The sequence below is a fragment of the Clostridium beijerinckii genome, assembly GCF_008705175.1.
In the GTDB taxonomy this organism is placed as follows: Bacteria; Bacillota; Clostridia; order Clostridiales; family Clostridiaceae; genus Clostridium; species Clostridium beijerinckii.
Genome location: NZ_CP043998.1, coordinates 1,033,156 through 1,046,152 on the forward strand (window position 1 = coordinate 1,033,156; position 12,997 = coordinate 1,046,152).

General features: G+C 30.4%; 8 protein-coding genes and 1 riboswitch. Of the genes, 6 read left to right on the plus strand and 2 right to left on the minus strand.

The window, feature by feature from the left end; genetic code table 11:
* Positions 1–53 precede the first annotated feature (53 nt).
* Positions 54–944: an SDR family oxidoreductase gene (locus tag F3K33_RS04725; protein ID WP_039769713.1), complete on the minus strand. Its 891-nt coding sequence runs from the start codon at positions 942–944 to the stop codon at positions 54–56.
* Positions 945–1,236: 292 nt separating this feature from the next.
* On the opposite strand from F3K33_RS04725, the gene F3K33_RS04730 reads away from it, so the two are divergent.
* The 6 genes from F3K33_RS04730 to F3K33_RS04755 all read left to right on the plus strand — a co-directional run bounded on the left by F3K33_RS04730 (position 1,237) and on the right by F3K33_RS04755 (position 11,153).
* A complete protein-coding gene (locus F3K33_RS04730) occupies positions 1,237–2,103 on the plus strand; it encodes a DUF4261 domain-containing protein (protein ID WP_023973986.1) in 867 nt (288 codons plus the stop codon).
* A gap of 584 nt (positions 2,104–2,687) precedes the next feature.
* Positions 2,688–3,920, plus strand: a complete 1,233-nt coding sequence (locus F3K33_RS04735; RefSeq protein WP_023973985.1) for an ammonium transporter — start codon at positions 2,688–2,690, stop codon at positions 3,918–3,920.
* 474 nt (positions 3,921–4,394) lie between these two features.
* Entirely contained in the window at positions 4,395–6,395 is a 2,001-nt protein-coding gene (locus tag F3K33_RS04740) for a methyl-accepting chemotaxis protein (protein WP_039769711.1), read from the plus strand.
* Between the two features lie 258 nt (positions 6,396–6,653).
* Positions 6,654–7,559: a metallophosphoesterase family protein gene (locus F3K33_RS04745; RefSeq protein WP_023973983.1), complete on the plus strand. Its 906-nt coding sequence runs from the start codon at positions 6,654–6,656 to the stop codon at positions 7,557–7,559.
* 281 nt (positions 7,560–7,840) lie between these two features.
* A riboswitch (cyclic di-GMP riboswitch) is annotated at positions 7,841–7,931 on the plus strand.
* A gap of 343 nt (positions 7,932–8,274) precedes the next feature.
* Positions 8,275–9,009 (plus strand): acyltransferase, encoded by a 735-nt coding sequence (locus F3K33_RS04750; RefSeq protein ID WP_023973982.1) that lies wholly within the window; start codon positions 8,275–8,277, stop codon positions 9,007–9,009.
* A 35-nt stretch (positions 9,010–9,044) separates the two neighbouring features.
* Positions 9,045–11,153, plus strand: coding sequence for a methyl-accepting chemotaxis protein (locus tag F3K33_RS04755; RefSeq protein ID WP_039769708.1), 2,109 nt, complete (start codon positions 9,045–9,047; stop codon positions 11,151–11,153).
* 107 nt (positions 11,154–11,260) lie between these two features.
* Here the strand turns inward: F3K33_RS04755 and putP are convergent, their stop codons facing one another.
* A complete protein-coding gene (gene putP, locus F3K33_RS04760; RefSeq protein ID WP_023973980.1) occupies positions 11,261–12,736 on the minus strand; it encodes a sodium/proline symporter PutP in 1,476 nt (491 codons plus the stop codon).
* Between the last annotated feature and the right edge of the window lie 261 nt (positions 12,737–12,997).

Genomic DNA, 12,997 nt, shown 5'->3' on the forward strand with positions numbered 1-12,997 from the left:
ACAAGCCCTTACTTATTGTGTCCTAAAGAATATATTCGGTTGTTAAATTTATTCTAACTATCAACCATAGTTCCACCATTTACATGAAGTACTTGCCCAGTAACATAGGAGGAGTCATTAGATGCAAGATATACATATGCTGGAGCCAATTCGAAAGGTTGGCCAGCTCTTTTCATAGGAACGTCAGATCCAAATTTAGCAACTTCTTCAGCAGAAAAGCTTGATACTATAAGTGGCGTCCAAATAGGGCCTGGAGCTACAGCATTAACTCTAATTCCTTTGGCTACTATGGATTGGGAAAGAGAACGAGTGAAGGTTACAATTGCGCCTTTGGTTGAAGAATAGTCAATTAAAGTTTTATTACCTTGGTAAGCTGTGACAGAAGCCGTGTTTACAATTGTACTTCCTCTTTTCATGTGTGGCAATGCAGCTTGGGTTAGATAAAACATTGGAAATATATTGATTGAATATGTTGTTTTTAATTGGGAAGATGATATTTCTTCTATACTATCTTGAGGAAATTGAACACCAGCATTGTTTATTAAAATATCAATTTTTCCTAGTTTTTCAATTGTACATTCGACTAGTTTTTTGCAGAAATCTTTGTAGGAAATATCACCAGGCATGAGAAGACAGTGTCTGCCATATTTTTCAACATATTGCTTGGTTTTTATTGCATCTTGATGTTCATATAAATATGAAATTACTATATCAGCTCCCTCTTTAGCAAAAGCAATAGCTACGGCTCTTCCGATTCCACTATCACCGCCTGTGATTAGTGCTACTTTACCTTTTAATTTATCACTTCCTTTATAATCAGGATTATCAAATATAGGCGGTGGATCCATACGTGCTTCAATTCCTGGTTGACAATCCTGATGTTGTGGAGGAAAATTTTTGGGTAATTTATCAAAGTCTATGTGGTTCTTGTATTTTAAGGGCATAGCTTTCTCCTTAAATATATCTATACTATTAATAATATTATGGATTTACCAAACCATTTGTGAATGAATTAATTTTCAAATTAAATGAAAATGTAAAAATAATTATAATAATACATACATTTTAAGTGAATGTATATTAAATTTATATATAGTGTGTTATAATTAATAAATATTTACATAGACAAAGCTGTCTCAAAATTAATTATGTTTTGAGACAGCTTTTTTATTTGGAGCAAAGAATAAAGAATTTATTTCAATTAAAATTAAAAATAAGAAAGAGGGTTTGTATAGAATGAAAAGATATGAAGTAAGTAAAAATGGAAAGGTAGAAAATGTAGCTGATGCTTTTTCAGAAATATATAGTGTTGAACTTTTGATGAAAGAAAAGCCTGTTATTCTGGAAAATGAATTACTAAGAAATATACAAAAGTATTTTAAAAATGTTAAAGTTACATCTAATAGAGATAACAATATTTCATTTGCATTTATGGATCATATATTAGAATATAAAAATGTAAATGCGCCTGTTGGAATTGTTATTAGCGTCATTGAAGAAAAGCCTGAAATTAATAAATTGAGAAAATCATTAGGACAATCATTTGACTATGTGAATAAAGAAGAATTTGAAAAATGTAATGTTAGAGTTTTGGTTACAGATATAATGGCTATAGGATTAAATTATGCTGAAAGAATAGAACTTTTTCAAAAAACTCTTTATTCTATAGTTGAATTAATTCCATGTGAAGGCATTCATTTTAATATTACTGAACAAGTAATAAGTAGGGAAGAGTATTTAAAAAACAATCCTCTAAATGATGATTATGATGTTTTAATTGGTATATTAAATGTAAGATTATTTAACATTGAAAATAATGAGAATGAGTATGTAATGGATACATTAGGATTATCAGCAGTAGGTTTATGTGATTTACAATGCCATTTTAAAAATTTAGATCCAGGCGAAATATCGAATATTTTATATTCTTATGGATATTACATTTTTGAAAATAGCGATGTTCTTGAAGAAATAGACACCATAGAAGGAATTACGGAAAATAGCAAGTGGAAATGTCGACATGAAGTTGCGCTTGTTGAACCCGAACGTGTTGTATTAGATATAAATCCTGGAGAAGATTTTTCATGTGGATATAGAAATTAATCAATAATATGTATATAAGAATTTAATTTTTAATTAGAACTCTCTTGATTTAATGTAAAAACAAGAGAGTTTTTTATTCTCTAGGAATTCATATTCAAGTTAAATCTGTGGATAAGTTATGGAAAAGACTAACTCAGAAAGTTATGGTTTGCAAAGAGAATAAAAAATAAATCATATTCGCCTGCCAAATTTCTCTCACATGTGTTTAAAAAGGCAAATGCGTAAAAAAATCTACATATATGAAAAGAGTGTGAAGCACAATATTGAACTTAGCCAAAGTCGTCTGAGATTTTGTTATTTTACCTGGCCCGTATGTATAATGAAAAAAATAATTCATATTTAAAAATAACTAATAATAAATTATCATTTTATATTGACATATAAAACATGGGATAGTAAACTTATAAAAGTAATTTAAAAATTTAAAGAAATATGTAGAAAACAATGGCGTTTTCATTTCAAAAAAGATATATCTAGTATGGGTATACCTTCTTTGGAGTGAAGCGTCTTTTTTATTTTTTAACAACTTAGAATAAGCAATTGTACTCAAAATTTAATTAAATTTATTCAAGGGGGAATAGAAAATGGAATTATTAAACGGCGCAGATATGGGATTTGTAATTATTAGTGCAGCGTTAGTAATGCTAATGGTGCCAGGATTAGCTTTATTTTATGGAGGTATGGTTAAAAGCAAAAATGTATTAAGTATTACAGTACATAGTTATGCAGCTCTTGTTATTATATCTTTACAATGGATTTTTATAGGTTATACTTTAGCCTTCGGTCCAGATGTAAAAGGAGTAATAGGTGGTTTAGATTGGAGTTTCCTAAAAGGTATAGGAATGGCGCCTAATGCGGATTATGCAGGCACAATACCACATTTAGAATTTGTAGTATTTCAGTTAATGTTTTCTGCGATTACTGCAGCTGTAATTTCAGGTTCTGTTGCTGAACGTATGAATTTCCCGGCGTTTATAATATTGATTATTTTGTGGAGTACATTTGTTTATGATCCTATTTCTCATTGGGTATGGGGAGCTAATGGATGGTTAAGGAATTTAGGAGTCCTTGATTTTGCTGGAGGAAATCCAGTAGAGATAAACTCAGGAGTTTCTGGACTAGTTGCGGCAATTGTTGTTGGTAAAAGAAAGAGAGCGATCCCTGAACCACACCATATACCTATGGCAATATTAGGTGGAGGGCTTTTATGGTTTGGATGGTTTGGATTCAATGCAGGAAGTGCTCTTGCAATGAATTATGTAGCTGTAAATGCATTCTTTACAACTAATACTTCAGCGGCTGCAGGAGCAGTTGCATGGGTACTTTGTGAATGGTTGCTCTATAAAAAACCTACAGCCTTAGGAACAGTAAGTGGAGCTATAGCCGGGTTAGTTGCAATAACTCAGGGGGCAGGATTCGTGAGCCCTATATCAGCTGTGCTTATTGGAGCAGTTGGCGGAGCATTAAGCTTTTTCGCAATAGCTATATTGAAGAGGAAATTAGGATACGATGATGCCTTAGATGCTTTTGGCTGTCATGGAGTAGCAGGAATTTGGGGATCTATAGCGACAGCTATCTTTGCATCAAAGGCAATTAATCCAGCAGGGAGTGATGGATTAATATATGGTAACTTTGCACTTTTAAAAGCTCATTTAATTTCTACTTGTGCAACTGCCTTGTATGCAGCAGTTGCGACATTTGTAATACTTAAAGTAATGAGTTTAGTAATGGGCTTAAGAGCTACTTCAGAACAGGAAGCAGAGGGATTAGATATTTCCTTACATGGAGAAGAAGCTTATTCAGGATTAAATATGTAGAAACATAATAATAAATAATGTATAAGAATTTAGTGAAAGCAAAATCCAGGTTACTAATATAACTTGGATTTTGTTTTTTTATTGTCTAGGAAAGTATAGAATTTTTTGATTTTGAAAGCCAGTGATACCAATGGGGTATAAGGATATTGACCTGTAAAAAATGGTATAAAGAAAGAGCGTGGCGCAGCCACTTTTGTTCTTCTTTAGGAATTTATATTCCAGTAAAATTGAGGGTATAACCTAAAAAGGTTGATTTTTAATTTTTTCTATCAAAAATAAATATAAATTTGTCAATTTAAATGAGAATGTGATAATAAATAAGAAGATTTATTAAAATATTGCTAATAAACATGACTAATGTCAAAAAAAATGTCATTTTTGAGCATAGTTTCATAAAAAGAATATAAAATGAGATATTTTGGCATATTTTGCGATATAATATGAATTGAAGTTAATTATGAGGTGGGGGAAAATATGCATAAAGCACAAAGTCAAATTAAATCAGTAAGTATAAGGTTATACTTACTGATTACAATTGCTATGTTAGCAATAATACCAGTAGTTATTTTAGGTATCATTTCTACAACGACATCAAGGAGGAGTAATGAAAAGAGTTTTGATGAAAATAGAACTTTACTCTCAAATATAGGACAGGAAATAATAAATAATAAGATTACATATTATGAAGATACATTGAAAACATTAATTGAGAATAATAATTTTAATATTGAAGAATCACCATATAATAAATTGAATGGAGATATGAAATTAATTAAGAAGACTGATGAAAGTATTTTAAATATATATTATTCAGACAACACTGGAAAAGTATTTCAAATACTTGATAGTAAATTGCCAGATGATTATAACGCTACAGAAAAATCCTGGTTTAAAGAGACTATAGAGAATCCGAATAAATATATTATTCATAGTCCTTATCAAGATAAAATAACTGGAAAAAGCGCAATAACAATATATAAGGCTGTGATTAAAAATAATGTACCGGTAGGCGTTATGGCTATAGATGTAGAGCTAAGTGAGCTAGCAGATCAGTTATCAAGTATAAAATACGGACAAACCGGAGAGTTTATTATTACTGATAAAGATGGTGTAGTTATTTCTGACAATGACAAAACTAAAATTGCTGGAACAGAGCCAACTGAATACAATTGCTGGAATCAGATATCAACTGGTGATAAAGGTAAAATCAAATTCAATTATAATAATAGTACATATGAGGGGTATTTTGAGACCTCGGAACTTACTGGATGGAAGTTAATACTAAAAATCCCATCTAGTGAGCTAAGGAAATCAGAAAATGATTCAACTATAGCATCAATTATAATTATATTTGCAATAGCGGTAATCACATTAATTATAACTATGGCTATTGCTAGAAGAATAAGTAAAGGAGTAAATTCCTTAAAAGATGGAATGGAAAGAACTGCGAATGGAGAATTTAACAAAGAAATTATTATAAATAATCATATTCGCGAATTTATAATTCTAGAAAATAGTTTTAATAAAATGCAGAAAAATATTGCAAAATTAATTAAGAGTGTTGATAATTCGGCAATAAATGTTAATAAAAATGCTATAAATTCAGTTAGTATGAGCAAAGAAGTAGCAATGTCGATGAATCAGGTAAGTGAGACAATAAATCAAATATCAAGTGGAACTATGGAGTCTTCTAACAATTTAGAAATGATATCACACAGCATGGACTTACTATCTCAATCTATGAATAAGATAGAAGAAGCGACTGAAAGTGTAAATGGTATGGCAATAAAAGCAAATGATTTAGGTAAAGATGGAATAAAGATTGTAAAGACCGTTATAAATAAATCATATGAAACTAAAAAAAGTACCGAATCAGTAAAAGATGTTGTAAGTGAAGTTTCGGAAAGTATAATGAAAATAGGCACCATGAATAAGGCAATAAGTGCGATTACAGAGCAAACAAATCTTTTAGCCTTAAATGCAGCAATAGAAGCAGCTAGAGCAGGAGAAGCAGGAAAGGGATTTGTAGTAGTCGCTGATGAAATAAGAAAGCTTGCAGAAGAGACATCAGTTTCAGCCAAACAAATAGATGAAATAATAAAAGAAATAAAAAGTAAATCAGAATTAGCAGTTGACAGGGTATTAGAAACAAGTGGAACAGTAGATGATCAAGAGCATGCAGTTAAAGAATCAGAAGTGATATTTACAGAAATAGTAACAGCTATAGAAAGTTTAACAGAAAAGGTGAGTAAAATAGCTGAAGGTGTGAGTAACATAAATAATATGAAGGATGATGTAGTTGAAAAAGTAGAAAACTTATCAGCGATATTAGAAGAAACAGCATCGGGAACAGAGGAAGTTTCAGCGACAGCGCAAGAAGTGACAGCGTCAACAGAAAGCTTTGTTGATAATTTTAATAATTTAAAAGATATGGCTGAGGAATTGAAAGAAAAAATTGAAGAATTTAAACTATAAAAATATAAAATCATTATGATATATATGTTGTAATAATAAATTTACGTTTAAGACTCTAGTGAGCCAAGTGATAAATTAATTGATAAATGTAGAAATTTAATTAAAAAATATATATTTAATGTTTTATAAGATATAAAGGATTGTTGCAAAATGCAATGATCCTTTTACAATTTAAAATAAGGTCTAATTAGCAAATAGTTAGTGTCAGATACAACCTAGTTTTCATATAATATTATATTTTAAGAAAGGTGAATATATATGAAAAATAACCTTAGGTTTGATAGTAATGGCAAGTTTAAAATAGTTCAATTTACAGATATACATGAAGGACCGAGCAGAGACAAATCTATAGAGCTTATAAATAAGATATTAGATTACGAAAACCCCAATATGGTTATATTATCAGGAGATATTATTGATGGCAAATGTCAGACAGCAGAAGATGTAAAAAAAGCTATAAATCATATAGCGGAGCCAATGGAAAATAGAAATGTACCTTGGTGTATAGTTTTTGGTAATCATGATGATGAACATAATATGATGACGAAAGAAGAAATGATGAATTTATATATGAGCTTTAAACATAATCTGAGTCAAGTGGGGTATAAAACTTTTGATAGGATAGGTAATTATAATCTTCTTGTAGAAAGTTCAAAAGATAAAACGCCTAAATTTAATATATATATGATAGATTCAGGAAAATACGCTCCTGCCATTATTGGAGGATATGATTGGATAAAACTTACTCAAATATGGTGGTATAAAAGAACAGCGATAAATTTGAAGAAAAAATATAAAAGATTAATACCTGCGCTTATGTTCTTTCATATACCTTTAAAGAAGTTTAAAAAGGCATGTAAGACTGGATTAGTAAATGGTGAAAGGCTTGAAGATGAGAGCTGTGCCAAGATAAATTTATGCTTATTTAACAAAATAGTTAAAATTGGTGATGTGAAAGGTATATTTGTAGGGCATGATCATTTTAATAATTACTGTGCTGCTTTAGATGGTGTTAGGCTTGGATATGCTGGATATACTGGATACGGAGGATATGGAGATGACAAAATTCCTCGTGGTGCAAGAGTATTTTTAATTAATGAAGAAAATCCAGCTGATTTTAAAACTTGGACAAGAAGAGAGTTTGATACAGAACTTAAAAAGTAAATTCTATAAAAGAATAATTTTAGGAGATATATTTTCATGAATTGGTATATATGAAATTGAAGAAAATTATTGATTTTTAAATGAATTTATTAGCATGGCGATAAGAAAAATATATATAATATATTTAAATTTATAAATATATTATATTGAATAAATGGTATTATATTGAATTAAACGATTAAATAATATCCATTTTTACAATATTGTAACTTAAATTTAGTGTATATAAGTTGAAAAATGTTGTAAAAGATGTAATAATAGAATAAAAATGAAAAAAATATAATATCAATAGGCACACTTATTGAAAAATAGGGTCGCAAAGCTATGAGTCTAAGGAAAAATTTAATTTTCTATGATTGTCAGGTTGCCAAAATGTATCTATGAATAATAAATTTTATATTTTAATTTTGGTGTCCACAATTATGTAGACACCATTTTTGCGCTCTTAAAACTTACAATAAGAAAGCTATTTTTATTATTTTTTCATGTGCAAAGTATTTGCTGCTAGAGATTCGAAGTTTGAATTATAAATAATATTAAAAGATCAGAAGGGAGTGGAGAAGGCTAATAAAATATAATCATAGTAATTAGTAGCAAAACTAAAATAAGTTAGACAAACAGTTTGACTTAATGTTGCTTATAAAATCGCGTTGAAAGTTTGACTATGAAGGAGGCGAAAAGATTATTTTTTGCGATTTTAATAATCTGAAATGATATGAGTAAAATAGACGAATTATTAAATGAAGTAGAAGTCATAGTAAAACAAGGGATAAATAAAGAGGGCGTAATAGAAATTTTAAATTCTCTAAAATGTTATTTTCCATACGAAATATTAGATGAAATGAAATTATATGGGGACTATTTACCTAAAAATAATGAATTAGAATTTTCAGAAGAAAAAAGATATCTTCATTTTTTATGGGATGTACTAGATAAATCACCTATGTGCTTAATTGCCAATTTTGCTATTCCTTATAGACAGATATTAGCAAAAAAATTATTTAAGTCATGCGGAAAGAATTTTATAGCTGAAGAAAATGTACGTTTCAATGTTCCTGACAATATAGAAATAGGAGATAACGTATTTATGAACAAAGGTGCTTTCCTAGATTCAAAAGGTGGAATAACAATAGGTAACTCAGTAGGAATTGGCGAAGGCGTTACAATTTTTACTCATTCTCATGAGGAGCATGAACATGAATTAAGGACATATGCAAAAGTAGTAATTAAAGATTACGCTAAAATATATTCTAATTCAACTATATTGCCTGGAGTAACAATTGAAAAACAAGGAATAGTAGCAGCTTCTTCTTTAGTCGGTAAAAATGTTGAAAAAAATGAGTTGGTAGCGGGTATACCAGCAAAGGCTATGAGAGAGAGAAAAACATTAGATAGAAATCAGGAAGAATTAAAGCATATATGGTTGCATAACGGTGAATTTCAAGATTAAAAAATTTGTACACCTTAAGGAGGAAATGATTAATCATGAGAATATCATTTAAATCAAAGTTAATGGTAATAATATTGCCGCTAGTAATAGTTGGATTGATATCCCTGACAGGATTTGCATATATTAATTTTAGGAGCATTATAGAAAGCGAATTAGTGAATTCCATGTCATTAAGAACAACAGAAGCAACTGGCCATATTAATACATGGCTGACGAGTAGAATGGCAGAAGTTCAAGAAACAGCTCAAAGCCCAGTGCTTAAACAAGTTTTGGAAAAAAATCCTGGTTTAAATTTAAATAGTACAGATGGATCATTAAATATAATAGATGATTTAAATTTATCAAGATTTAATTTTATTAAAAATACATATCCAGACGAATATGCAGCAGTGCATATACTAAATAGCCTAGAGCCTAATGAATGGAGTAACGCTGATAGTTTGAATAAGCTACAAGCGAGATTTTATAATGTAAGCAATGGAAAATTTGCAACTGCTAATTGGGCTAAAGGTGCTGCAACAGAAGCTTCAGAAAGATATTCAAAGACAAATGGCGTTCCTTATGATGCAATATTTAAGCCTACATATTCTGAAGCTTATGATAAGAATGTTGTAATGATGGTTGCATGGAATAAAGATGCACAAGGAAAAGTTACAGCCGGAGCTGCCTCAAGTTTGGCTATTGAAGCAGTAGAAAATCAAGTGAAAAATCTAAAATATGGTCAAAAAGGTTACGGAATATTATTAGGAAGTGACGGAACTTTTATAGTTCATCCAAATAAAGATTGGGCCATGAAAGAGAAAATAAATACAGTTAACGATTCAGATCTTACTAAACTTAATGAAGCCATTCAAGGTGATAAACCAGGAGTTTTTAAATTTGGAAGTGGATCTGAGAAAAAAATTGCATTCTATGCAAAGTCACCGATTTCTGGGTGGACAGTTATAAATGTTGTTTATGAGGATGAACTTTTTGCTTCGTCTAATCATTTGATACTAATTATGATTGGGATAGTTATAGCTATTATAGTAATTTTATCAGCAGCTATATTTACAGCAGCAACTAAGTTGATCAAACCTTTAGTACGCCTTAATGAGTTCGCGGAAGTTATATCTACTGGAGACTTAAGTGGTTCAATAGAAGTAAAATCCAAAGATGAATTTGGAAATCTTGCTACAGCGTTTAATCATACGATAGAAGCATTAAGAGGCATAATTACAGATATAAATAATGAATCATCAAAGGTAAATGAAGTTTCAACTAATCTTGCAAACTCGTGTGATGATAGTATTAAAGTCACTGGAGAAGTTGCTAAAGCAATACAAGTAATAGCAGAAAATACAACTGAGCAGTCAAGACAAGTGACTTTAGCTAGCGAGAAAACAAGTGAAATGGAAGAAGTAAGTAGAATTGTTGTTAATAAGTGTAATGATATGCTTGAAACTGCTGAAGAATCACATAACATAAGTGCGGTTGCTTTTGAAGCGGTGGATAAAGCTGTTGAAAGTATGAAGCTAATTGTTGAAAATAATAAAACCAATTTAGAAGAAAGTAAAATGTTACTTGACAGATCAAATGAAATTGGTAAGATTGTTGAAGTTATAACTAATATTGCAAGTCAGACTAATTTGCTTGCTTTAAATGCAGCAATAGAAGCTGCTAGAGCAGGAGAACAAGGAAAAGGATTTGCCGTCGTTGCAGATGAAGTAAGAACCCTTGCGGAACAATCTGCTACTGCTGCCAGTCAGATTTCGGCTTTAATAAGTGGAATACAAAATCAAATTGAGACCATTAGTAGTAGTATGGATGAAGGTTCTAAGGAAATTACTGTTGGTATGGAAACAGCGTTAAAGGCTGAAACTCATTTTGATAATATAGAAAAAGCTATAAGAAACATTTTTGATGTAGTTCGAGATGTATATAATTCTACAGAATCTATGATTAAAACAGCAAAAGATACAGTAGTAGAAATGCAAGAAACATCAATTATATCAGAACACACGGCATCAGCAACAGAAGAGGTATCAGCATCAGCTGAAGAACAGGCTGTTACTATGGACGAAATAGGAGATTCAGCTAATCAATTAGCGAAATTGGCCCATAGATTAAATGAGTTAGTATCAAAATTTAAAATAAGCAAATAAGGATAAAAAATAACAGTAAGACCATAGAATTATTAGTCTTACTGTTATTTTTTATAAGTTAAAGGTACAATATTAATTGAATACTATACCTTTAGAAAACAAATGTATTATTTCATATCTGTTAATATATTTTCCATTTTATTAAACTGGTTACTGACATCACTATCTGGCTTTTTAGTTAAAAGACTAACGATAATTACAGATAGAAGTGATAATGAAAATCCTGGAATCATCTCATATAGAAAACTAGATAAACCTAAAACAATCCATAAAAGAACTGTTATACCACCAACAATCATTCCAGATAAGGCACCCCATTTAGTCATTCTTTTCCAGTACAGACTTAATAGAAGAACTGGACCAAAAGACGAACCAAAACCAGCCCATGCTTGGCCAACAATATCTAAAATAGTCTTATTTGGAAGGTATGCAAGTACTGTCGCAAATGCTGCTATGACTAATACAGCTAATTTACCTATTACCATTTGTTGTTTTTCGGAAGCTTCTTTATTAAAGAAAGCTAGATAAAAATCTTTTGTAATAGAACTTGAACAAACTAAAAGCTGAGATGAGATAGTACTCATAATAGCAGCTAGTACTGCAGATAATATAATTCCTGTAATAAATGGATGAAATAATATATCACCAAGTCTAAGAAAAACTGTTTCAGGATCACTTAATGGAGTGTTATGTTCAGTAAAATATACAAGACCTATAATACCACTTACAACAGCACCTAAAAGACCTATTGCCATCCATCCAATACCAATTCTTCTTGCTGATTTTAATTCTTTTGCAGATTTTATTGCCATGAAACGAACAATAATGTGAGGCTGTCCAAAATAGCCTAAGCCCCAAGCTAGAAGGCTAATAATACTAGCTATGCTAGTCCCTCTAAATATATCAAATAATTTAGGATCAATTGCTTTTACCTTATTTACAAATGTTCCAGGATCTACCCCTATATTCATATACGCTACAACTGGAACAGTGATTAAACATATAAACATTAAAGTCCCTTGGAAGAAGTCAGTAAGGCTAACTGCTAAGAATCCACCATAATACGTATAAAGAACAACAACAGATAGAGTGACAACTACACCCATTGTATAAGTTAGCTTATATGTATCAACGAATAATTTTCCTCCAGCAACAAGTCCTGATGAAACATAAAGAATAAAGAAAACAAGTATTACGATACCAGATACAAGCCTAAGTATGTTAGACTTATCTTTAAAACGATTTTCTAAATAGTCTGGAATTGTCATAGAGTCATTTGCAATCTCTGTGTAGACTCTAAATCTTGGAGCCAGTAGAAGGTAGTTAAAGTAGGCACCTACGGTTAAACCAATTCCTATCCAAATATTAGATATACCAGTTAGGTAAACTGCTCCAGGAAGTCCCATAAGCATCCAACCGCTCATATCACTTGCGCCTGCTGATAATGCTGTAACAAGAGGTCCGAGTCCTCTTCCTCCTATCATATAATCTGAAAGATTAGATGTTTTTTTGTAAGAGTAGTATCCTATTGTAAGCAAAATAAGTAAATATACTCCTATTGCTATAATGGACCATAGTTTCATATTAAATTCCCCTTTCTATACATTTAATGTTGTTGATATTGTTCTTAGAAATGATAAGTGGATAAAATACCTTTTTTATAAAAACGATATGATTATATTATCATATTATTTAAAAATCGACAATTAAATTTAGAAGTTTATACTTTGTGCGTTGCTTTAAGCTAAAATTGTTAAATGTGAATTGTTTACAAAATAAAGTTTTAAGCCCAAATAGTTTATATAAATTAAGACTTATTGTATCCAGCAAATAGAGCATATATA

Coding starts and splice junctions, on each gene's coding strand:
- F3K33_RS04750 (WP_023973982.1), top strand. CDS start 8,275: ATGAGTAAAATAGACGAATTATTAAATGAAGTAGAAGTCATAGTAAAA.
- F3K33_RS04725 (WP_039769713.1), bottom strand. CDS start 944: ATGCCCTTAAAATACAAGAACCACATAGACTTTGATAAATTACCCAAA.
- putP (WP_023973980.1), bottom strand. CDS start 12,736: ATGAAACTATGGTCCATTATAGCAATAGGAGTATATTTACTTATTTTG.
- F3K33_RS04735 (WP_023973985.1), top strand. CDS start 2,688: ATGGAATTATTAAACGGCGCAGATATGGGATTTGTAATTATTAGTGCA.
- F3K33_RS04755 (WP_039769708.1), top strand. CDS start 9,045: ATGAGAATATCATTTAAATCAAAGTTAATGGTAATAATATTGCCGCTA.
- F3K33_RS04740 (WP_039769711.1), top strand. CDS start 4,395: ATGCATAAAGCACAAAGTCAAATTAAATCAGTAAGTATAAGGTTATAC.
- F3K33_RS04730 (WP_023973986.1), top strand. CDS start 1,237: ATGAAAAGATATGAAGTAAGTAAAAATGGAAAGGTAGAAAATGTAGCT.
- F3K33_RS04745 (WP_023973983.1), top strand. CDS start 6,654: ATGAAAAATAACCTTAGGTTTGATAGTAATGGCAAGTTTAAAATAGTT.